At 37.3% G+C, this 23,318-nt stretch carries 16 protein-coding genes; 12 read left to right on the forward strand and 4 right to left on the reverse strand.

Translation table 11 applies throughout. From position 1 onward, the window contains the following. Positions 1-50: 50 nt before the first annotated feature. On the reverse strand, positions 51-950 hold the full coding sequence (locus tag ACKTTZ_RS16260) for a DUF4349 domain-containing protein (RefSeq protein ID WP_407846026.1): 900 nt from the start codon (positions 948-950) through the stop codon (positions 51-53). Between the two features lie 178 nt (positions 951-1,128). On the opposite strand from ACKTTZ_RS16260, the gene ACKTTZ_RS16265 reads away from it, so the two are divergent. Beyond that, positions 1,129-2,196 carry a DUF2891 domain-containing protein gene (locus ACKTTZ_RS16265; protein WP_253317525.1) on the forward strand — a complete coding sequence of 356 codons (1,068 nt, stop codon included), beginning with the start codon at positions 1,129-1,131 and terminating at the stop codon, positions 2,194-2,196. Here ACKTTZ_RS16265 and ACKTTZ_RS16270 read toward each other — a convergent pair. Next, entirely contained in the window at positions 2,193-2,666 is a 474-nt protein-coding gene (locus tag ACKTTZ_RS16270; RefSeq protein WP_034695923.1) for an Mpo1-like protein, read from the reverse strand. The genes ACKTTZ_RS16265 and ACKTTZ_RS16270 overlap by 4 nt on opposite strands. Positions 2,667-2,740: 74 nt before the next feature. On the opposite strand from ACKTTZ_RS16270, the gene ACKTTZ_RS16275 reads away from it, so the two are divergent. The 7 genes from ACKTTZ_RS16275 to ACKTTZ_RS16305 all read left to right on the forward strand — a co-directional run bounded on the left by ACKTTZ_RS16275 (position 2,741) and on the right by ACKTTZ_RS16305 (position 12,237). After that, the gene (locus ACKTTZ_RS16275; protein WP_034695922.1) at positions 2,741-3,586 is read left to right on the forward strand and encodes an AraC family transcriptional regulator; all 846 of its coding nucleotides are present in this window, start codon (positions 2,741-2,743) and stop codon (positions 3,584-3,586) included. A gap of 89 nt (positions 3,587-3,675) precedes the next feature. Next, entirely contained in the window at positions 3,676-4,986 is a 1,311-nt protein-coding gene (locus ACKTTZ_RS16280; protein ID WP_034695921.1) for a TolC family protein, read from the forward strand. 22 nt (positions 4,987-5,008) lie between these two features. Then, on the forward strand, positions 5,009-6,124 hold the full coding sequence (locus ACKTTZ_RS16285; protein WP_407846027.1) for an HlyD family secretion protein: 1,116 nt from the start codon (positions 5,009-5,011) through the stop codon (positions 6,122-6,124). A gap of 109 nt (positions 6,125-6,233) precedes the next feature. Then, positions 6,234-7,826 (forward strand): MFS transporter, encoded by a 1,593-nt coding sequence (locus ACKTTZ_RS16290; protein WP_407846028.1) that lies wholly within the window; start codon positions 6,234-6,236, stop codon positions 7,824-7,826. A 361-nt stretch (positions 7,827-8,187) separates the two neighbouring features. After that, entirely contained in the window at positions 8,188-10,398 is a 2,211-nt protein-coding gene (locus ACKTTZ_RS16295; RefSeq protein ID WP_253317521.1) for a TonB-dependent receptor, read from the forward strand. 104 nt (positions 10,399-10,502) lie between these two features. Next, positions 10,503-11,315, forward strand: a complete 813-nt coding sequence (locus ACKTTZ_RS16300) for a siderophore-interacting protein (RefSeq protein WP_034695916.1) — start codon at positions 10,503-10,505, stop codon at positions 11,313-11,315. Between the two features lie 217 nt (positions 11,316-11,532). Then, on the forward strand, positions 11,533-12,237 hold the full coding sequence (locus ACKTTZ_RS16305; protein WP_034695913.1) for a bifunctional 2-polyprenyl-6-hydroxyphenol methylase/3-demethylubiquinol 3-O-methyltransferase UbiG: 705 nt from the start codon (positions 11,533-11,535) through the stop codon (positions 12,235-12,237). A 203-nt stretch (positions 12,238-12,440) separates the two neighbouring features. Here the strand turns inward: ACKTTZ_RS16305 and ACKTTZ_RS16310 are convergent, their stop codons facing one another. Together ACKTTZ_RS16310 and metG are read right to left on the reverse strand one after the other, a co-directional pair. Next, positions 12,441-13,106 (reverse strand): hypothetical protein, encoded by a 666-nt coding sequence (locus tag ACKTTZ_RS16310; RefSeq protein WP_407846029.1) that lies wholly within the window; start codon positions 13,104-13,106, stop codon positions 12,441-12,443. 64 nt (positions 13,107-13,170) lie between these two features. Beyond that, positions 13,171-15,207 carry a methionine--tRNA ligase gene (gene metG, locus ACKTTZ_RS16315; protein WP_253317518.1) on the reverse strand — a complete coding sequence of 679 codons (2,037 nt, stop codon included), beginning with the start codon at positions 15,205-15,207 and terminating at the stop codon, positions 13,171-13,173. Between the two features lie 335 nt (positions 15,208-15,542). On the opposite strand from metG, the gene ACKTTZ_RS16320 reads away from it, so the two are divergent. From ACKTTZ_RS16320 to ACKTTZ_RS16335, 4 genes are all read left to right on the forward strand, one after another. After that, entirely contained in the window at positions 15,543-18,296 is a 2,754-nt protein-coding gene (locus ACKTTZ_RS16320; protein ID WP_407846030.1) for a SusC/RagA family TonB-linked outer membrane protein, read from the forward strand. Between the two features lie 11 nt (positions 18,297-18,307). Then, on the forward strand, positions 18,308-19,909 hold the full coding sequence (locus ACKTTZ_RS16325; protein ID WP_081906442.1) for a RagB/SusD family nutrient uptake outer membrane protein: 1,602 nt from the start codon (positions 18,308-18,310) through the stop codon (positions 19,907-19,909). 18 nt (positions 19,910-19,927) lie between these two features. Further along, positions 19,928-21,043, forward strand: a complete 1,116-nt coding sequence (locus tag ACKTTZ_RS16330; RefSeq protein ID WP_407846031.1) for a SusE domain-containing protein — start codon at positions 19,928-19,930, stop codon at positions 21,041-21,043. A gap of 79 nt (positions 21,044-21,122) precedes the next feature. After that, a complete protein-coding gene (locus ACKTTZ_RS16335; protein ID WP_407846032.1) occupies positions 21,123-23,279 on the forward strand; it encodes a glycoside hydrolase family 97 protein in 2,157 nt (718 codons plus the stop codon). The last annotated feature ends 39 nt before the right edge of the window (positions 23,280-23,318 follow it).

Here is a 23,318-nt window from a genome sequence, read left to right on the forward strand (position 1 = left end):
GATAATGCAGTAAAAATCCGGGCATCGCAGATGCCCGGATTTTTTATCATTTAATTTTTATTTTCCTTCCCTGGTTTCCATTTTCTCCAAAGGAAAATAATAACAGGAATAAGTAAAAAGAAAGGCCATAACGAAACCATTCCCAGCAGAAAACTTACAAAACTGTTCCAGCCTTCTGTCAGAGAATCTATAAAGCGGCTTCCAAAACCAATTTTTGAAGTGGTTGAGCTTCTTACTTTTTCTTTATATAAGTTTAAATTCAAAGTACTGTAATTCACACGGTCATCAATAAAACGAAGTCTGCCTTCAGCCACATCAATCTCATCTTCCAGTTCACGGATATTTTCCTGAATTTCCAGCATATCTTTCGTGGTAGCAGCCTTTTTAAGCATATCACGGTATTTTTCAAGATATATCTTTTTGTTGGCCAGCTTTATCGCTACATCAGTATATTCTTCAGTCACATCATTGGATGAAATATTTTTAGACAACACAGTTCCTACACCATCTGAAAAGGAATTGATCAGTGCATCAAAATTTTTATGAGGCACACGGATGATCAGAGTAAGATTATCATCCATATCCGTATTTTGAAACTCTTCTTTCTGGATATAAGCATTGTTTTTCTTAATGATCTCATTGATCTGATTCTGCGTTTTTTTAATATCACCCACCTGAATCTTCATATCTCCTTTTTTGATGATTTTTTTGGAGATCGTATCTGTTTTCTTTGGAGTGTAAACATCTTTGTTTATCCCATTCTCATCAGAGACTAGCTTTTCGGAAACAGAAAGTGATGGGGGTGGAGGTATAGGTTCAGCTGCAGAAGAGGGCGCTTTCTCTTCGGTTAAAACTTCCATCAGGTCGGCTTTCACTTCTTGTTTTTCACCACCAGATTTACTGCAATTGATCAGAATAAGACCAGATAATAGTAAAATAATTTTTTTCATAGGTTAGTTAGTTTTTGATGGATATGATCAAAAAGTATGCTCAAAAATGATTATTGGTAAGATTGATTAAAATTTAAAATACGGGAATGTTTAAAATTGAATCAAAAAATAGAAGAAATAGCTTTAAAACCAATGTGAAAAATTGTGGAGACTGGTAAATTATTTCTATTTTTAATTCATGAAAAAAAGTCTTTTAGCATTTGTGTTTTCTCCATTTCTGATGTATGCCCAGGAAGTTCCGAAACTTACAGACGAGATGGCGATGAAATTGTCCGATAAACCTCTTCACTGTATCAATCAGGAATATCCTAATAAAACGGCTCATATCATTAATAATGCCGGTGAAGTTCCTTTGACACCCAAAGATCTTCATCCTAGTTTTTATGGATGTTTCGACTGGCATAGCTCTGTTCACGGACATTGGATGCTGACAAGACTTTTAAAAACAAAACCTAATCTCTCCAATGCCAAAGAGATTGAAAAAATTCTGGATGAATCATTTCAAAAAGAAAAACTTCAGACAGAAGCAGATTACTTTACAAAATATCAGCTGACAGGAACTTTTGAAAGAACCTATGGCTGGGCGTGGATCTTAAAATTGGATGAAGAACTCACGACCTGGGATCATCCAAAAGCTAAAATATGGCATCAAAACCTGAAGCCGCTTACGGATCAGATCCTGAAATCATGGAAGACTTATCTTCCCAAACAGACTTATCCAAACAGAACCGGAGTTCACCCTAATACAGCATTTGCAATGGCGTTTGCTATAGATTGGGCAAGAGCCAATAAAGATAAAGAGTTTGAAAATCAGTTGATGGAAAAGGCAAAATACTTTTTCTTAAAAGATCAGAAAACACCTGCTTATCTGGAGCCGGACGGTTCGGATTTCTTTTCGCCAAGTCTGGAAATTGCAGATCTTATGCGCAGAGTTCTTCCTCAAAAAGAATTTGTACAATGGCTGAATGCTTTTTATGAAAAAAGAAGTCTGGAAAATGTTGAGAAAATTCCTGTAGTAAGTGATCTGAGTGATTATCAGACGGTTCACCTTGTAGGATTATCCTTTTCTAAAGCATGGTGTATGAAAGGGATTTCCAACGCACTTCCTGCTAATCATCCGTTGAAAAAAGACTTCAGAAAAACAGCAGATGTGTTTCTGAATAATGGATTACCACTGCTTTTCCAGGGAAATTATGGTGGAGATCACTGGCTGGCCAGTTTTGCTGTTTATGCCTTGGAAGATTAGTATCTGATTCCTGTTTTTTTCAGAATAAAGCCTAAAAGCCATATGGGTCCTATCAGAAGAAACTGAAGATCTTTGAGGAAAGTGGGCTTTTTTCCTTCAATTTTATGACCAATAAACTGGAAAATCCATGTGATGATGAACACAGAAAGGTAAACCATCCATGATTGCTTTCCGACACTGATATTGGTCAAATAGATAAAATGTTCCATGATAAGCATTATTACGATCATCACAACGGAAATCAAAAGAGACAGTCTTACATAGAATAAAGTGATCAGAGTAATCACTATAAGGCTTATGATACTGACACATCCGAAATAGGAAGCACAGAAATGTGGGGAAGGAATCAGGGAAGTAAAACCAAGAATTGTCCAGAAAATTAAAGGCACACAAATCCAGTGAATGAACTTGTTGGTCGCATTTCTATGGCTTTTACTATACTCGGCAAATAATAGATCAACCTTTCTCATAATGAAGGGAAATTGGATTCTTGCTAAAATAATAAAATTTTGTAATCACTGATAAGATTGCTTACATTTGTCTTATGTCTGCCCTGGAAAAATTTGGCGTTGATATTTTTACGGAAAGAAATATTTTCGAGAGAATTGCTGTCGGTAAACCTTTCCGTCCTGAAAATCCTGCTTTTATATTTATTAAATCAGGGACTATAAAACTCCGTCAGCATTTCAGCGATCTGGAAGTTTCTGCCAATATGTTTATGGTAACTGATCCACAAACCATTTATGAAGTGGTGGGAGTAACGGATGACTTTCAGTCGAGGATGGTTTCTTACAAAAGAGAATTTATTTCTGCCTTATCATTGAAATTTAACCGTCTGATTACGTATCGCTATTTCAGACAGCAGATGAACAAAGGAGTTCCTTTTCCTGAAGACGAAATGGAAGTAGTCTGGAAAAGTGTCAATTTCCTGAAATATATCCTTGATTCTGATACTGAAATGCTCTATAAGAAAGAAATGGTGGAACATCTTTTCTCTGTTTTCTGTTATCAGATGGCAGGAATTATTTCCAAGGAAGATAACAGTTCTTTGAATCAGATGTCCAGACAGGAAGAAATTGTATTTGTATTTCTTACCGATCTTGCAGAGCATCATCTTACCGAAAGAACAGTTGAGTTCTATGCCGAACGACAATCAATTACAACCAGACATCTTTCTTCAGTGGTAAAGACCATTACGGGTAAGTCTGCAAGCCACATCATTGCTTTAATTGTTATTAATGAGGCAAAAGTACTCTTAAACTCTTCCAATAAACCGGTTTCAGAGGTTTCTTCTATTCTTGGATTCAGCGATCAATACTCGTTTTCTCACTTTTTTAAGAAACATCTGGAGGTAAGCCCTACACAGTACAGGCATCAGTTTGAAAGTTAAAATCTTACATTTGAACATCTTTTTCCAAAAATCAAACATTTGATTGATTTTGTTGTTGACCTAACTTTGCATCTGTAAAACAAGGTAAAATGACAAAGAAAATAAAAACAGCACTATCTGTATTGATAGCAGCTTTTCCTGCGCTGTTTTTTTCACAACAGATCAAGCAGATGACCGCAAGTGAGGTGGCGGAACTCGCTGTTCAGAATCACCAGCAGCTCAAGGTTTCTGCACAGAACATTGGTATTGCAAAACAAAATACGAATGTCGTTAAGCTTCAGAAACTTCCTACGATCACAGCTTCTACAAGTCAGTTCTATTTAGGAGATGCAGTAGCTATTGACAAAGACTTTTCGAATTCTACAAACGTTCCGATGCCGCATTATGGAAGTTCATATGCTGTACAGGCAACACAATTGATCTTCAAAGGAGGATTGGTGAATAAATCTATTGAAATGGCAGGGCTTCGTGAACAGCTTTCGGAACTGGATTTAGAGAAAAATAAGCAGGATGTGAAATTTTTAGTGATTTCCAATTATCTGGATGTCTATAAAATCATCAATCAGGAAGAGGTATTTCAGAATAATAAAAAACTGGCTCAGGAACGTCTGAAAAACATCCAGAAATTCTATCAACAGGGAATGGTAACCCGAAACGAAGTGATACGTGGAGAATTGGCCATCAAAAACCTGGATCAGGGAATTCTTACCCTTACCAACAATAAGAAAATCCTTAATTATAACCTGAACATTGCTTTAGGTTTATCTTCTGACACGGAGATTGTTCCTACAGAAAGTCTGGAGAATAAAGAATCCGGAATAGGTATGGAATATTATACAGATCTTGCTCATGAAAGCAATCCGTTACTGAAATCGGCTCAAAAAAATATTGCAGTTGCAGATAAAAATATAGAGATTATCAAAACCGATAATGCGCCTACATTGGCAGGATTTGGTGGGTATACGCTGCAAAGACCGATTACAACAAGAAATCCTGTTTTGGATATGTATTCAGGAGGATGGCAGACAGGAGTTTCTTTGAGTTATAATATCGATACTCTTTTTAAAACAAAGGAAAAAGTAAAATTAGGTGAGCTGCAGAAGAATCAGGCGAATGATGCCAAAACTCTGGTACAGCAGAATGTAGATATGGGAGTGAACGCAGCCTATACAAAATATCAGGAAGCGATTCAGCAGGCTGATATTCTGAATGATTCCAAAAGACTGGCTGAAGAAAACTACAAGATTACAGAAGCGAAATATCTGAACCAATTGGCTGTGCAGGCAGAAATGATTGATGCGCAGAATCAGAAGCTACAGTCAGAGCTGGATTATGCAAATGCTGAGATCAATGTTTTGTATCAGTACTACAACCTTTTGAAATCTACGGGAACACTTTAATTTTTAAAACTGAAAATCAACAATGGAAAACAAGGGACAAACTACTCAAAATACGACACCAACTCCGGCAACATCTGCTGTAGAAAATAAAAAAAATAAAAATAAAACGAATAAAATCAGAGCAATCATTTCCAACATCATCGTTTTTCTGGTGATTGGATTCGGACTATTCTGGTTAATCCGTGAATATTTCCATATCGGAAGCAAAACCTATACAGAAGCGGCACAGGTAGAGGAATTTATTAATCCTATCAATACAAGAGTTTCTGCTTATATCAAGGAAATTAAATTCATTGAACATCAACGTGTAAAAAAAGGAGATACGTTAGTAATTCTTGATGAACGTGAAATTCTTACTCAATTGGGACAGGCAGAAGCAGCTTATCAGAATGCAATGGCTCAGAAAACAGCAACCAGTTCTTCCGTGAATACGGTTTCCAACAATATCAATGTCATGCAGTCCAATATTGCAGGAGCGAAAGCGAGATTATGGAATGCTGAGCAGAATTTAAATAGATACAAAAACCTTTTGGTAGCTGAAGCCGTTACCAGACAACAATATGATCAGGTAAAAACAGAATATGATGCCCAAAAGGCCGCTTATGAAACGCTGGTGAATCAAAAACAATCCGCCAACCTTTCTACTACAGAAGTGAAAAGCAGACTGGGAATCAATGATGCTGAAATTAAAAGAACAAAATCGGCTCTGGATATGGCAAGGATCAATCTTTCGTATACTGTTATTACAGCACCTTATGATGGAGTAATGGGGAGAAGAACAATTTCTGAAGGTCAGTTGATCCAACCGGGACAACAGGTGGCAACGATCGTTCTGAATGGTCAGAAATGGGTAACCGCCAACTTCCTCGAAAGCCAGATGCCAAACATTAAAGTAGGTGAGAAAATTTTCATGACAGCTGATGCTTTAGGCGGTAAAAAATTCGAAGGAGTAGTCACAGCAGTTTCTGCGGCTACCGGTTCAAGATATTCAAATGTGCCAACAGATAACTCTACCGGAAACTTCATTAAAGTACAGCAGAGAATTCCTGTAAGAATAGAGTTTACAGCTTCCAACAAAAAAGAAGATCTGGATAAACTGAGTGCCGGAATGAATATGAATGTAAATATTGGGCAATAATTTAAAGCTTTAATCATTGAAAGATTAAAAGATTGGAAAATACAGAAGTTAAGCTGAAAACTTTCAGTTACTAACTTCTGGTTTCTAACCTCTAACTTCTAACTTCATCATGTACAACAAAGGATTATATAATGACTGGGTACCAAAACCCATACAGCTGCTGCTGATTGTATTACTGCTTGCTGTAGTAATGCCCATCGGTGGGGTGTATACAGGAAATATCAGTTCTCTGGTAAGCGGTACCGGAGCCATGACAGAATATTTTATGTGGGCTAACTACGCAACTACCATTGGGATGGGAGCCTGTATGCCTGTTGTTATCAGAATCAAAATGAGATTCAAAGTAAGAGATAAACTGGTTTTATTGCTGGTGCTTTTAGGATTACTCAGCTATGTGAACGGAACTACTTTACAGCCGATGGTTTTCATATTTACTTCTTTGTTGATTGGTTTTATGAAGATGATGGTTACCATAGAGTTGTTCCTCCCACTGATGGTTATGATTGGAAACCGCGGGATGTTTTACGGAGCTTTTTATACCTTCGTTCTTGTCATGAACCAGATAGCTACCTATTATGCCGCTGAGTTTGCTCTTCTTTACAATTGGCAGCAATTTTACCTTTTTACAGCTGTGTTATGCTTTATTTTAGCTTTGATCCACTGGATTTTTATGCATAATAAATATTTTGCGTTAAAAGTTCCTCTGCATTATATTGACTGGCTGAGTATTTTGCTTTTCATCTCCACTTTTATGTTTTCTGCATATGTGTATTCATTTGGAAGACAACAGGACTGGTTCAATTCCAAGAATATCATGAATGCGAGTATTGCTGCTTTTGTGAGTTTTGCACTGCTTTCTATCCGTCAGCTCACTTTAAAACGACCGTACCTTTCATTCAAAATCTTCAAAAAAAATAATGTACAGAATGGATTGTTTATGCTTTTCTGGCTGGGAATGTTTTTAGGAACAGCTTCTATTCAGAATACTTTTGCAGTGGGAGTATTGGGATATGACCAATTGACCAATACCAGGCTAAGTTTATTGATGATTCCCGGAATTATTTTAGCAGGAATCATAGCCATCTTCTGGTTCAAAAAAGAAAAACCTTTGAAAATGTATATTTTTTCCGGTTTTGCTGCTATGATTGGATATGCTATTATCATGTACTTTTCTATGGTTTTGGAATTCAGTTATGACAACTGGTATCTGCCTATGTTTTTAAAAGGCTATGGAATGTGTTCACTGTTTATCTCTGTATGGTTTTATACACTGGATAAACTTGAAATGGATGAAATGCTGGCAGCCATCGGACTTGTATTGGTTTGGAGAACCTTCCTGGCTGTAGGAATTTTTTCAACACTGTACTCGTGGTTTCAATACCGTTTTCAGGTTACAGCAATAGGTGACCTTGCCGTTTATATGGATGGAATGACCATTACTCCTCAAAATGTTGCGGCTAATATGAAAGCGATTCAGCTTAATGCCATTATCATCGCCACCAAAAAGATATTCGGATATATTATTTTAGTTGGATTTGCGGTATTGATTTATGTTGCGACCCATCATTTTGGAGCAAAACGATTCCAGTATTTCAGATTTATAAGAGTTTTGGGAGGTAAATCCGTTATCGCGAGAAGAAGACTTCGCGAAAGAAGAAAATTATTAGAAGAAATAAAAGATGCAGCAGGTCCTGCAGTATAAAAAATACCTTGTTTTTCACTAGTAAAATCCTGGTCCTTCGTTGGGCTGGGATTTTACGTTTTTAATAAGATGTTAAACTTTAAACCTGTTTAAGCTTTTTGAACCATTAAGATTGTATGAAGGTGTTGAGATTATTAAGGTGGGCTTCGCTTTAAGCTTAAAATCAGAATGATTCATCTTAACTCTACTTTATTTCTTAAATCCCTCTTAATGGTTTTTAATATATCCAGAATTAAAACAATCTCTCTGTAAAAAACATGTTTGTCATCATAAAATAAGGAAAAATCTCATATTTTGTTATTTTTATTCTTTCTAAATAACAATTATCTTTGTGAGATTATAAAACTTTGAAGTAGAAAGAATGAAAAAGCAGTATGCATTCATAGGTCTTTTGGTTTCGGGAGTGATGATTTCCCAGACCGCTAAAGATACTATTGCCTCTAAAGGTATTGAAGATGTGGTGATCGTAGCCTCCAGAAAACCTACAAAAATTTCTGAAGTTCCGGGAACGGTTTGGGTAGTACAGAAAGAAAAGATTCAGGAGCAGGCCAAAAGCGGAGTTCCGATCAAAGAAATGTTATCGATTCTGATACCTTCTATGGATATTGGTCCTCAGGGAAGAACCAATTACGGACAGAATATGAGAGGGCGTTCTGCACTGGTCATGATTGATGGAGTCACCCTGAACAGTATCCGTGCGATAAGCCGCCAACTGGATGCGATAGACCCTTTTAATATCGAAAGAATCGAAGTGCTTTCAGGTGCAAGCTCAATTTATGGAGGGAATGCTACTGGTGGGATTATCAATATTATTACTAAAACACCTACCAAAAAAGGAATCAGCGGTGAAACTGAATTGGGTGTACGTACAGGATTTATGGGAAAAGATGACCATGATTTCCGTGCTGCTCAGTCTATTGCTGCTAAAGGAGAAAAGTTCTTCGGAAGACTAGGTGTTGCTTACCAACAGAATGGTGGAGTGTATGGGGCAGATCAGAAACAGCTTTTTACAGATATAACCCAGACGGACCTTCAGTATAACCAGTCTATTGATGTCTTGGCTACAGGAGGATATCAGTTTAACAATAAACATAAAATAACAGCCTCTGTTCAGTATTACAACTCTAAATTTAATGGAGACAGAAGCTTATTTTTAGGTGAAAATTTAAGTGCATTTACTACAAAAAATGCTTCATTATTGGAAATGAGAGATGGTTTCTCATCCGATAAAAATGTAGGAACAGAACGTTATATGGCCACCGTAGCGTATAACGGAAATGGAATTTTAGGCGGACAGGATTTGTATGTACAATTGGCTACCCGTGGTGAAAAATTAGGATTCTATCCATTCCCGGGAAATGTTACTTTGCAGACGGGGAAAATACCTTATATGTCTTCTTCACAGCAGGATACTTATTACTCAGGGATTAAAGCTTTGTTGTCAAAATCATGGCGAGGGCTGAATGTGACTTACGGAGCAGATTTCGATTTTGAAAAATTTGAAGGAACTCAATCTGTTTATGATATCGCAAAAACCATGTCTAGCGGAGGTTTAATCAACGAAACAAAATATAGCCTTGGCAGATATCCTACGAATCACTCACAGAGTTATGCAGGATATGTTCAGGCAAAATATAATATTCTTCCAAAACTGCAATTGAATGCAGGAATCCGTTATCAGCATATCAACGTAAAAATGGATGATTTTGTAGGTTCAGAGCAGCAGACACAGATTGCTATGGGCTATGGAAATTCAGCATCCGCAATTCCCGGAGGCGAAAGTTCTTATAATGTGACTTTAGCTAATGCAGGTTTATTATACAAATTCAATGAGCAGCATCAGGTTTGGGGAACTTTTTCCCAGGGAGCAAGCTTAGCTGATCCTGCTAAATTTTATGGAATCGGACAGTACAAATTGGTAGGAACAAACTGGGATGTAATATCCAGTATCAATGTAAAAGAACAGCCGCTTCAAGCTATCAAAACCAATCAGTTTGAGGTAGGTTACCGTGTCAACAGAGGTGGTTTAAGAGCACAGATTGCAGGATTTTTAAGTAATTCAGACAAAACCGTTGCTGTAGATAAGAAGACTTTCCAGATTCTTGTGAATGATTTGAAATTAAGAAACATGGGAATTGAAGCTGAGGTTTCTTATTCCTTAAACAACGGAGTTTATTTCGGGGCAAGTGGACTTTTGATCAAATCTGAGGTAGATAATAAGGGAGAATGGCAGAAACAGGAGATTTATAATGCTTCTCCTTCCAAATTGGTAACCTATATCGGCTATAACATTCAGAACTGGTCATTCAGATTCCAGTCTTTGCAGAATTTCAAACAGAAAGACGAGCTTAATAATGTAGTGGAAGGGTATAATACTTCAGATTTGATGATAGGATACAGATTCCATTTTGGAAAATTCAATTTAGGAATCCAGAATCTATTCAATACAGATTATCAGACAATATGGAGCAAGCGTTCCCAGGTACTGTATTCTACTTACGGACTTCCGGAATTGTTTAATTATAAAGGAAGAGGAAGAACATTCAATCTTTCTTACACTTTTGAATTTTAAAAATAAGATGAAGGTAAAAATGCCTTGATCTGAAAACATATTGTATTTCAAATCCGGTTTCTGAATCAATCGGAAACCGGATTTTAACTTTAAAAAAATCAGTTATGGCTAAAATTTCAACAGGGCAGATTGTTGCCGAAGTCACCAGAAAAGAATACATTACTGACCATTTTATCAGAGTGTATTTGTACTCACCGGAAGTTCATCTGTTCAAAAATACGATGGTGGGAGATAATAATAAGATCGCAGTTCCTCCGGCTGGACTGAACGAGATTCATTTCCCTGCGCTGGACGAAAATCATCAATGGGTGTATCCGCCAAAAGAAGTGGCTCCATCCATCAGAACCTATACCCACAGAGGAATTGATCTGGAAAAAAATGAACTGATCATCGATTTTGTAGATCACGGAGACGGTGGACCAGCCTCAAGATGGGTAAGAGAAGCTGAAGCAGGCTCAAAACTGGGTGTCATGATGCGTTTGGAAGGGAAAGAATTGTATCCGGCAGCGGATTGGTATTTGCTGGTAGGAGATGCTACAGCTATTCCGGTCATCAGTGCTATTTTAGAAACACTTCCTGAAACGGCAAAAGGGATATGTATTATCGAAGTTCATGGAAAAGAAGATGAACAACTGCTTGAAACCAAAGCTCAGATTGATTTTAAATGGTTACACAATGCAGAGCCTCAGATCAGCAGTGAAATTTCAAATGCTGTAAAAAGTATTGAGATTCCAGAATCAACAAAGTTTGGTTATGTAGCCTGTGAATTCTCAAGCGTGAAAGAAATCCGTACTTATCTGAGAAAAGAGAAAAACTGGACTTCCCAGGAACTATATGCTTATTCTTACTGGAAAGCAGGTGTAGCAGAAAATGAATCTCAGGCGGACAGACATAAAGAGAAGGATTCGATGGAGTAGGTGGCAGGAGTTTTGAGTTTGAGAGTTTGAGAGTTTGAGAGTGGGAGGGTTTGAGAGTTTAAAGTTCAAGGTTTAAAGTTTAAAGTTTAAGGTACGCCGTATCTTGTAACTGGGAACCCGTACTCTGCATCTCGAAACCCGTACCTCGCAAACCCGCCTCTCGCAACATTCAACTAAAAACTTTGAACATTGAACATTGAACTACTATCTTTGCACTATGAAAGATTTAATGGGCAGAGCGATCTGGGATTATTACCACAATGACAATCCTGAAGATCTGCAGACTGAAACGTCAATTTCTGAGCTGGATGAACTTCCGGTGGATTATTTATTCAGAGATTTTGAAGAAATGAATGATATTGAGCAGAAAGCACTGCAGTTATCCAACGGAAAAGTTCTGGATATCGGAGCGGGAGCAGGTTCTCATTCTTTATACCTTCAAAATGAAAGAAATCTTGAGGTGACGGCTTTGGATATTTCACCAAAATCAATTGAGGTCTGCAAGCTCAGAGGCATTAAAAAAGCAGTTTGTGAAAATATGCTTGATTTCTCTGAAGAAACTTTTGATACCATTTTATTATTGATGAACGGTACCGGAGTTTTTGAAAGCCTTGCGAAAATTGATACTTATCTTCAGAAATTGCATACTTTACTGAACGATGGCGGACAGGTTTTAATTGACAGTACGGATATTCTTTATATGTTCGACCGTGATAAAGATGGCGGAGTGTATATTCCGGCTGGTGGATATTACGGAGAACTGGAATACGTAGTTCATTATAAAGGAGAATCCGAGGAACCGATTACCTGGCTGTATCTTGACTTTAATACGTTGAAAAATGCTGCCACAAATAATGGCTTCAAAATAGAAAGAGTTTTGAAAGATGAAGATTCTTATCTGGCAAAACTAACTAAGAAATAATTGACAACAAGTCATTGCGAGCTGAAAGCGAAGCAATCTCACGAATTAATATATGGTCATTCTGTAAACCGGAATGACTTTTTTTGTACTTTCTAGCCCCGATAGTAACGGTTACCCCACAGCAAAGAAGAGGCCCTTCGACTACGCTCAGGGTGACAGCTGGGTGCGAGGAGTAAAAGTGGATAGCGGGAATCAGCTCCTTGCTATTGTCTGAATAGATGAATCGCTCTTGCAAACGGATAATTAGAGAACCATTCCTGAAAATAAAAATACATCACAACAGCTGTTCCCAAGCATAAAATTACCGGGAAAATATATGATGCTGCACGGTAAGGAAGTTTTTTTGGAGTCGCTAAAACGCTGATAAGAATTAGACTGAGAGCTCCGATTCCAATCACCCCAATTTCGGGACTGTATCTGGAAGATGTACCAAAATCAAAATGGGAAAGCAGGACGTATTTTTGAAATATAAAAAAAAGCACACCAAATGCCAGTGTCAGAAAGGCAGGAAAGTATTTTCTGAGTTTGATTAAATTAAGAGAAAGTAAAATAGCTCCGGGAATCGTGCTGAACAAAATACAGCTGACAAAAATAGTCATTCGCGAATAAAGTTTAATGGCCTCCGGATCTTCTGTAATATGATCTTTCCAAACTTCCACTTCTTCTGCACGTTTTGCTTCTTCAGCTTCTTGTTTACGCTGAATCAATTGCTGAACAGCTGTTTTTTCCTGCTCATTGAAAACACGCCCTCTTTCTTCCAGAATTTCAAAAGCTGCCTGAACGGCCTCCGGAACAAAACGGTTGCCTTCTTTTAAATATCCTTCTAATTCCTGATTGGAAAGCTTTCTTAAAACATTTCTATTAACCATAAACTGTATATAAAAGAAAGGCTGCTTCTCATGAAACAGCCTGTTATCTTTATAAAGATTTTAATTATCCGATCTCAATACCGTTTTCAACATTGCTGTCATCCGGAGTTACGAAAGATAATTTTCCGTCTGGTTTTGTTGTTAATAATAACATTCCCTGAGACTCAATTCCTCTGATTTTTCTTGGCGCAAGATTCAGAAGGATCATCACCTGCTTCCCGATTAATTCTTCAGGAGTGAAACTTTCAGCAATACCGGAAACAACAGTTCTTACGTCTACTCCTGTATCTACAGTAAGTTTTAATAATTTGTCTGCTTTTTCTACTTTTTCAGCTTCTAAAATGGTTGCTGTTCTAAGGTCTATTTTAGTAAAGTCATCAAACGTGATCTCTTCTTTCATAGGGTTTGCGTTAGGGTTTGTTTTTTTATTGTTTTGTTTTGTGTTTTCCAGCTTTTGGATTTGAGCTTCAATGACATCATCTTCAATTTTTGAGAAAAGAAGAGATGATTCGTTAATTTTATGCCCTGTTTCAATTAGCACTGATTGGTTTTCAATAGAACTCCAGTCTTTCTTCTCAACATTGAACATGTTCAATAATTTGTCAGAACTGAAAGGCATGAAAGGTTCGCATAACTGAGCTAAAGCAACAGCTATCTGTGCTCCAACGAATAAAGATTGAGCCGCTTTTTCCGGGTTGTCCTTGATGGTTTTCCAAGGTTCTTCTGTCTGAAGATACTGGTTTCCAAAACGGGCAAGGTTCATTAATGCAGTTAATGAATTTCTGAACTCATAATTTTCAAGGAATCCTGAGATTTCTTTTGCCGATTTACTTATTTCCTGTAGTTCAGGGCTGTTTACATCACCTTGTGGAACAACACCGTCATAATATTTGTGAATAAGAACAGCAACTCTGTTGATGAAGTTTCCGAAGATCCCTACCAATTCAGAATTATTCTTAGTCTGGAAATCTTTCCATGTAAAGTTATTATCCTTTGTTTCCGGAGCAGATGAAAGAAGAGCATATCTTAAAACATCCTGTTGTCCAGGGAAATCTTCCACATATTCATGAGCCCATACTGCCCAGTTTCTTGATGTTGAGATCTTATCGTTCTCAAGGTTCAGGAATTCAAAAGCAGGAACATTAGCCGGCATAATATAATCTCCGTGAGCTTTCATCATCGAAGGGAAAATAATACAGTGGAAAACAATATTATCCTTTCCGATAAAATGTACCAGATCGCTTTCTGGACTTTGCCAGTAGTCTTTCCAGTCTTTTCCGTTTTTCTCCGCCCATTCTTTGGTGAAAGAAATATAACCGATAGGAGCATCAAACCATACGTATAATACTTTTCCTTCTGCATTCGGAAGAGGAACCGGAACTCCCCAGTTAAGGTCTCTGGTCATTGCACGAGGCTTAAGGCCATCATTCAACCATGATTTAACCTGTCCGTATACATTAGGCTTCCAGTCATCTTTATGACCTTCAATGATCCATTCATTTAAAAAGTCCTCGTATTCATTTAATGGAAGGTACCAGTTTTTGGTTTCTTTAAGGATAGGAACATTTCCACTAAGCATTGATTTCGGATTGATCAGCTCAGAAGGAGAAAGGGTAGAACCACATTTCTCACACTGATCTCCGTAAGCGTTTTCGTTACCACAATTAGGACATGTTCCTACAATATAACGGTCAGCAAGGAATTCTCCCGCCTGCTCATCAAAATACTGCTCAGAAACTTCTTCAGTGAATTTTCCTTTCTCGTATAAAACCTTGAAGAAATCCTGACTGGTTTCATAATGATTTTTAGACGTTGTTCTGGAATACTCATCAAATGAAATTCCAAGGTCAGAAAAAGATTTTTTAATGATTTCGTGATATTTGTCCACGATATCCTGAGGAGTTACTCCTTCTTTTTTAGCTCTTATGGTAATAGGAATCCCGTGCTCATCCGAACCACAGATAAACGCTACATCTTTTCCTAATCTTCTCTGAAATCTTGCGTAAACATCCGCAGGAATATAAACACCTGCCAAATGTCCTATATGAACCGGCCCGTTTGCATAAGGCAAAGCTGCCGTAATCATCTTTCTGTTTGACATTTATAGTAAAGTTTTGACTGCAAAGATAAGGAATATCTGTTGAATACCGCTATTGGTGGCATTATTATGATGAAGAAAGCAAATTTTAGGAGCTGAATATGAAATTAAGTTAAACAGTTGTTTAACATTATCTTAATTTAAAACAAATATTATGCAATGCATAAGACGTTGTAAATTATTGGATTTTAAAAAACTAACTAAAATGGGTTTCGTAATATACATAATTTTAACTAAAATTATATTAAATTTATAATAATTCTATTTTTTTTTTAAATTGCGAGTCTGGCTCCAGGCCAAAATATGACTGAAAAACGAAACTATAAAAAAATAAGATTGTGAAGAATTTTGCAACAGTATTAAAAATCGCGCCCGCTTTTTTACTGGCCAGTACAGTAATACATGCGCAGAAAAAAGATTCTCTTCCTCAGGAGAAGAAGATTGACGAAGTTGTACTAATCGGATATGGAAAACAGAAAAAATCTGATCTTACCGGTTCTATAACTTCTGTTACGGCTAAAGACTTCAACGGAGGAGCTACTTCTGCCGGGCAGTTGATCCAGGGTAAAACACCAGGAGTTCAGATTACCAATAACAGTGGAGCTCCGGGTTCAGGAACGAAAATCAGGATCAGGGGTACTTCTTCTTTAAGTGGAGAAAACTCTCCGTTGATCGTCATTGATGGAGTTCCTCAGGATTTTGTTGGAATGAATGGTGTTTCTGATCCTTTATCTTTAATTAACCCAAACGATATTGAAACATTCGATATCCTTAAGGATGCTTCCGCTACTGCTATCTATGGTAACAGAGCTTCCAATGGGGTTATTCTCATTACAACCAAGAAAGGAACAGCAGGAAAGTTTAAAGTTAATTTCTCAACAGTTACTTCGGTTTCTACTAAAATGGGAAAGGTAGACGTATTGAATGCTCAGGAGTTTAGAGATTTTGTTAATACGTATGCTCCTGCAGGTTATAAAACGAAACTTGGAAATGCTGATACCGATTGGCAGGATCAAATTTATCAGGCTGCATGGGGTACAGATAATAACGTTGCCCTTTCAGGAGGTATTAAAGGTCTGCCATACCGTTTATCATTAGGATATAATGAGCAGAACGGTATTGTAAAATCAAATTCTTTTCGTAGAACTTCTGTAGGTTTGAACCTAAACCCTAAATTCTTTGATAATCATTTATCAGTGAATGTGAATGCGAAAGGAACATTTACCGATAACAGATTTGTAGATGGTGGAGTGATCAAGGCAGCTACTTATTTTGATCCTACTCAACCGGTATATTCAGGAAACTCTAATTACGGAGGCTATTATGAATGGCTGGATTCAGGATCTGCAACGGGTTATAATGTAAATGCCAATTCAAACCCTCTTGGGTTGATCAATGGGGTAAGAGATGTTTCTTCTGTATTAAGAGGGTTGGGAAATATTCAGTTAGATTATAAGTTTCACTTTCTTCCGGACCTTCACTTCAATGTAAATGCCGGATATGATTACACAAAAAGTGACGGGCACAAGTTTAAAGATGCTCGTCTGAGACCAGGTTTCGAAGATAAAGGAAGTTCAAATTTCTATTCTATGGAAAAGAAAAACAAGCTTTTGGAAACCTATTTTAATTATGTAAAAAACATCAGTGCTATTAATACTGGTGTGGATATTACTGCAGGGTATTCTTATCAGGATTTCAATATTTATCTTCCAGGAGCTATAACTTATAGAGGAACAGGAATTAACTCGCAAGATTTAGACTTCAAAACTCAAAATACATTGATCTCATTCTATGGAAGAGCTATTTTTACCATAGCTAATAAATATGTTATTTCAGGATCAGTTCGTAAAGATGGTTCTTCAAGATTCTTTAACGGTACAAGAGATAATGTATGGGGAGTTTTCCCTGGAGTTTCCTTAGCTTGGAAGCTTAATGAAGAAAGTTTCATCAAAAATATATCATCCATCAGTACCTTAAAACTAAGAGCAGGATGGGGTAAAACAGGTCAGCAGGAATTGCCTGCACTTAACGGTAACAAACCTAATAATTACCCGGCTTTTGCAGCCTACAATCCAAGTTATCAGGGAGCGGGATATCAGTTCGGAAATGAATACTATTTTATGTTCAGACCTGCTAACTATAATCCAAATCTTACCTGGGAAACGACAACCACTAAAAACTTAGGATTAGACTTTGGTTTTAATAAAAACAGAATCACAGGATCAATAGATGTCTTCAGAAAAGATACAAAAGATCTTCTTGTATATGCAGACGAACCTGCTGGAGGCTTAAGTAATGCAAGCTGGCAGAACGTAGGTGATATGAAAAATGAAGGGATTGAAGGAAGTATTACTGTAATTCCTGTTAAAAACCAGAATACTACCTGGGAAGTAAGCTTTAATGCTACTCATTACAAACCTGTCATCACGAAGCTTAAGGACAGAGCTGACGAATCATTTAACATGGAAGTAGGAGGTATTGAAGGAGGTTCTGGAAACCGAATTCAGGCTCATGCAGTAGGGTATGCACCTAATTCATTCTGGGTATATCAGCAAATATATGATAACAACGGAAAACCTGTTGACGGAGCTTTTGTAGACAGAAACGGAGATGGAGTAATCAATACAAAAGATATGTATTATTACAAATCTACTACACCTGATGCAATTTTAGGATTCTCTACCAAAGTATCTCATAAGAATTGGGATTTTGCATTAAGTGCAAGAGCAGTATTAGGAAACTATGTATATAATAATGCAGCTTCAAATAGTTCACTGCAGTCAGCATCTACCAACGAATACCTTCAGAACGTATTCTCTACAGCTCCTCAGTATAAGTTTGCAGTTCCTCAGTACAAATCTGATATTTATGTTGAGAATGCTTCATTCCTGAGACTGGATAATATCAATGTCGGATACAATTTCGGAGAAATCTTCACGAAAGGAAGTAATCTGAAAGTATATGCGATGGCACAGAATGTTTTTGTGATCACTAAATACTCAGGGGTAGATCCTGAAGTTTTTGGGGGAATAGACAACGGTTACTATCAAATGCCTAAAATTTATTCTTTAGGTTTTAACTTCCAATTTTAAATAAGAATTCAATGAAACTAAATAGAATTAAACTTAAAAATATAGTATTGCCTCTTTCAGCAGTATTTTTATTGACAGCAGCCTCTTGTGTGAAAGATCTTGAAAGAGAGCCTATCACAGATGTTACTTCAGCTAGTATTTATAAGGATTTTGCCAACTATAAAAATGTTCTGGCAAAACTTTACGGAGGACTTGCCATGGGAGGTCAGGTAAGTGGAGACGGTGATCAGCCGGATAGTGATATTAACGGTATCAATGGTGGATTCTCCCAATATACCAGATTGATGTATAATCTGAATGTAGTAACCACTGATGAGGCCGTTATTGGATGGAATGATGGTAATCTTCACACGCTTCACAAAATGACTTGGGATGCTTCCAACGAGTTCATTGCTGCAATGTATTACAGAGTATACACAGAAATTGCTTTTTGTAATGAATTTCTTAGAAATGTAACGGATGAAAAATTAGCTTCCAATAATATTACAGGAGACAATCTTACTCAGGCGAAATTAATGAGAGCAGAAGCTCGTTTCCTAAGAGCACAGTCGTATTACCATGCGATCGATATGTTCGGGAATGTTCCTTTTGTAGATGAATCCTATTTGCCCGGATCTATCAATCCGCCACAAAGAATAGAACGAAAAGCATTGTTCAATTATATAGAGTCTGAATTGCTTGCAATCGCAGGAGAATTAAAAGACCCTAAAACCAATGAATACGGAAGAGCAGATAAAGCAGCTGTATGGTCATTACTGGCAAAATTATACTTGAATGCTGAAGTTTATACGGGAACTCAGAGAAATACAGACTGTATCACATACTGTAACAAAGTAATTGCAGCTGGTTATTCTTTAAAACCAAAATATGATGATTTATTCCTGGCGGATAACAATATCAATAACCCGGAGCAGATTTTAAGTGTAAACTTTGACGGAATTAATACACAGACCAATGGAGGAACTACTTTCCTTGTTCATGCTGCCATAGGAGGTGATATGAAAGCTGCTGACTTTGGAGTGAATGGAGGATGGAGTGGTTTAAGAACTACAAAAGCATTTGTAGGACTATTCCCGTCCAATGGAAGTGATAAGAGAGGAAGATTCTTTACTGCAGGGCAGAATTTAGAAATTAATGATTTGGGTTCATTTACAGATGGATATGCTTTTGTCAAGTTTAAAAATGTTAAAAGTAACGGATCTGTCGGAGCTCATACCAACTGGGTTGAAGCTGATATCCCATTGTACCGTTTGGCAGATATTTATCTGATGTATGCAGAAGCTGTATTGAGAGGTGGAACTGGTGGAAATCAGGCTACAGCAATTGGTTATATTAATCAACTGAGAGAGCGTGCATATGGAAATACAAGTGGAGATGTATCTTCTATCAATCTTAATTTCATTTTAGATGAAAGAGGAAGAGAATTATCCTGGGAAATGACCAGAAGAAGCGATCTTATCCGTTTCAACAAATTTACGACAGCAGATTATCTATGGCCATGGAAAGGAAATGTAAAAGATGGTAAAGCAGTAGAAAACTATAGAAATCTTTTCCCGATTCCTGCTAAAGATATTGTAGCGAATCCTAATCTGATTCAGAATCCTGGGTATTAATTTTAAATCCTGTTTAAAATGAAAAATTTATTCAAAATATTAGCCTTGGTTTTTACAGGTCTTATCGTTTTTTCCTGTGAAAAAGATGAAGATCAGGCGGTTATTAATGAAACGTCTGCCGGTAAAATATCTGCTGATAAAAGTGCAATAGTTCTTAATGAACTTAATGCAAATGATGCGATCATTACTTTTACATGGACAAAACCTACATTCAATATTGCTGTAGTTCCCAATCAGAAAGTAGAATTCGGAATTAAAGGGGATGGTTTCAAAAAAAGTGCTACCATTGACTTTTCTAATGATATGACTTCAGGTTCTGCAACGCATGCCGCTATGAATGCCGCCATGTTTGCCATTGGAGCAGTGCCGGATGTTGTTAATGATATTGAGGTAAGACTGAAAACTTCAGTAGGCTCAGCAGCTTTTTATTCCAATGTAATTGCCCTTAAAGTAACTCCTTATACTCCGAATCCAGATTTAGTGTATCCGAAGATCAATGTACCAGGAGCGTATGCAGGAGCGGCTGGTTATGCAAACTGGACTCCATCTAATTCACCGAATCTGTTCTCTCCTGAGAAAAATGATAAATACAGAGGATTTATTTTCATCAAAGATGCTTCAGGTGATAATGGTAAATATAAATTTGCGATCAATCAGGATTGGCCGGGGAATAAAGGGGATGATGGAACCAATACCGGAAAACTAAAACTTGATGGATCAGATATAGTGCCGGCAGCAGCAGGAACCTATTATATGAAAGTAGACTGGGCAGCAAATACTTATTCTGCTGTGTTGGCAAACTTCGGAGTTATTGGTGATGCAACGCCTACAGGTTGGGGATCAGATACTGACTTTGTGTATAATCCTGCAACCAAAACTTATGTGATTAATTCCATTGCATTATCCAATACAGGAGTATTTAAGTTCAGAGCCAATGATGACTGGGCAATCAAGTTCCAGCCAAAAGATGCAGATCAGACTTTGGTTTCAGGAACAGGTGTTCAATCCTATTTAAGTTTAGAAGGAACTGTTACAGGAGACCCAGGATATAAAGTATCACAGGCGGGTAATTATAAAATTGAACTGGATTTACACAATTCAGCCTATTACAAGCTAACCATTACTAAATTGTAAATTAAACTAAACAAACTAAAATAAAGCAAAGTGCTGCTTTACCGCGGCACTTTATTTTTTAAGTTAATAAATAGTCATTATGAAGAAAATTACAGTTGGAGCACTTTTGCTCTCAATGATGTTTACAGGTGTGAAAGCCCAAGCTTTAAAATCTCCGGACGGGAAATTTGAAATGAATTTCCAGTTGAAAGAAGGAGTGCCTTACTACAACCTTAAGTATAACGGTGCAGTAGTGGTGGAAGATTCTAAATTGGGATTGAGATTATTTAAAGACACAGCCATAAAATTCGCTTCTGAGATTGCCAAACCAGAAGATGCAAAATACGATCTGAACAACGGTTTTGCGAAGACAGATGAAAAAAGAGACTCCAAAAATGAAACCTGGCAGCCGGTTTTAGGAGAAAAGAAAAATTATATCAACCATTACAACGAACTGGCAGTTACCCTGAACCAGGCTTCTACAGACAGAAGTATTGTGGTGAAATTCAGACTATTCAATGATGGTCTTGGTTTCAGATATGAATTTCCACAACAGAAAAACCTTAATTATTTCGTCATCAGAGAAGAAGATTCTGAAATCGATTTCCCTACCGATATGAAGGCATGGTGGATGGTAGCAGATTACGATTCTCAGGAATATCAGTATCAGGAAACTAAAGTGTCTGAAATTCCTTCAAAATGGGACAAAGCATACGATGCAAACGCTTCACAGTCATTGGTGAAAAATGCAGTTCAGTCTCCATTGATGCTTAAAAAAGAAGGAAAAGAACCTTTATATATCAACGTTGCTGAAGCTGCTGTATTAGATTATCCGGCTTCACACCTTGAGGTAGATGCACAGAATTTTAAATTCAAAACGCATTTGACTGCCGACAGACAGGGAGCGAAAGGATATATTCAGACTCCGTCAGTAACGCCTTGGAGAACGATTATTGTAGCTCCGAAAGCAGAACAGGTGATGGATTCTAAAATGATCTTCAACCTTAATGAGCCTACAAAGTACACCGATACTTCTTACATTCACCCTACAAAATACATGGGAGTCTGGTGGGAAATGATCATCGGGAAATCACAGTGGGCTTATTCTACCGCTGAAAATGTTCATTTAGGTAAAACAGACTTTGCAAAATTAACTCCAAACGGAAAACATGCTGCCAACAATACAAAAGTTAAAGAATATATTGACTTTGCTGCAGAAAACGGATTCCAGGGATTATTGATCGAAGGATGGAATATCGGTTGGGAAGACTGGTTCGGACACTCAAAAGAATTTGTTTTTGATTTCATCACACCTTACCCGGACTTTGATATCAAAATGCTGAATGAATACGCTCATTCAAAAGGAATCAAGCTGATCATGCACCACGAAACTTCAGGTTCTGCTACGAACTATGAAAGATGGGCGGATAAAGCTTTCCAAACAATGAATAAGTATGGATATGATGCCGTGAAAACCGGATATGTAGGAGATATCATTCCTAGAGGGGAACATCATTATTCTCAATGGACAATCAACCATTATTATAGAATTGCAGAAAAAGCAAACGACTATAAAATCATGGTGAATTCTCACGAGTCTGTACGTCCTACGGGAGAAAGCCGTACTTATCCGAACTACATCTCTGCAGAAGCAGCTCGTGGAACGGAATATGAAGCTTTCGGAGGAAATAAGCCAGATCATCAGACGGTTCTTCCGTTTACAAGATGGATGGGAGGTTCTATGGACTACACGCCGGGAATTTTCCAGACAAAACTTGACTATTATTTCCCTGGAGATAACCGTTTTGTAAAAACTACTTTGGTAAAACAGTTAGCGCTTTATGTAACGATGTATATGCCGCTTCAGATGGCTGCAGATCTTCCTGAAAACTACAAAAAGCACATGGATGCATTCCAGTTTATTAAGGATGTAGCAGCAGATTGGGATGATACAAAAATCTTAGCTGCTGAGCCAGGTGATTATGTAGTTACAGCAAGAAAAGCAAAAGGTACTGAAAACTGGTTTGTAGGAGGTATTACTGATGAAAACAAACGTGAATATGCAGTAGATTTCTCTTTCTTAGACAAAGGAAAGAAATATGAAGCAACCATTTATGAAGATGGAAAAGATGCTGACTATATTGACAATCCTCAAAGCTACAACATCTATAAAAAAGAGATTACAAGTAAGTCAAAAATTAATTTTAAAATGGTAAGAAGTGGCGGTTTCGCAATTTCAATTAAACCAGTAAAATAATTGTAAAGAGACACTAAGGTGCCCCGGTTTATCGAATTT

Source organism: Chryseobacterium sp. KCF3-3, assembly GCF_045865955.1.
Taxonomy (GTDB): Bacteria; Bacteroidota; Bacteroidia; order Flavobacteriales; family Weeksellaceae; genus Chryseobacterium.

Bases quoted from the DNA above. Each gene is read 5' to 3' on its own strand.
- ACKTTZ_RS16265 (WP_253317525.1), top strand. From the start codon at position 1,129: ATGAAAAAAAGTCTTTTAGCATTTGTGTTTTCTCCATTTCTGATGTAT.
- ACKTTZ_RS16295 (WP_253317521.1), top strand. From the start codon at position 8,188: ATGAAAAAGCAGTATGCATTCATAGGTCTTTTGGTTTCGGGAGTGATG.
- ACKTTZ_RS16270 (WP_034695923.1), bottom strand. From the start codon at position 2,666: ATGAGAAAGGTTGATCTATTATTTGCCGAGTATAGTAAAAGCCATAGA.
- ACKTTZ_RS16260 (WP_407846026.1), bottom strand. From the start codon at position 950: ATGAAAAAAATTATTTTACTATTATCTGGTCTTATTCTGATCAATTGC.
- ACKTTZ_RS16300 (WP_034695916.1), top strand. From the start codon at position 10,503: ATGGCTAAAATTTCAACAGGGCAGATTGTTGCCGAAGTCACCAGAAAA.
- ACKTTZ_RS16310 (WP_407846029.1), bottom strand. From the start codon at position 13,106: ATGGTTAATAGAAATGTTTTAAGAAAGCTTTCCAATCAGGAATTAGAA.
- ACKTTZ_RS16275 (WP_034695922.1), top strand. From the start codon at position 2,741: ATGTCTGCCCTGGAAAAATTTGGCGTTGATATTTTTACGGAAAGAAAT.
- ACKTTZ_RS16280 (WP_034695921.1), top strand. From the start codon at position 3,676: ATGACAAAGAAAATAAAAACAGCACTATCTGTATTGATAGCAGCTTTT.
- ACKTTZ_RS16285 (WP_407846027.1), top strand. From the start codon at position 5,009: ATGGAAAACAAGGGACAAACTACTCAAAATACGACACCAACTCCGGCA.
- ACKTTZ_RS16305 (WP_034695913.1), top strand. From the start codon at position 11,533: ATGAAAGATTTAATGGGCAGAGCGATCTGGGATTATTACCACAATGAC.
- ACKTTZ_RS16290 (WP_407846028.1), top strand. From the start codon at position 6,234: ATGTACAACAAAGGATTATATAATGACTGGGTACCAAAACCCATACAG.
- ACKTTZ_RS16325 (WP_081906442.1), top strand. From the start codon at position 18,308: ATGAAACTAAATAGAATTAAACTTAAAAATATAGTATTGCCTCTTTCA.
- ACKTTZ_RS16335 (WP_407846032.1), top strand. From the start codon at position 21,123: ATGAAGAAAATTACAGTTGGAGCACTTTTGCTCTCAATGATGTTTACA.
- ACKTTZ_RS16330 (WP_407846031.1), top strand. From the start codon at position 19,928: ATGAAAAATTTATTCAAAATATTAGCCTTGGTTTTTACAGGTCTTATC.
- metG (WP_253317518.1), bottom strand. From the start codon at position 15,207: ATGTCAAACAGAAAGATGATTACGGCAGCTTTGCCTTATGCAAACGGG.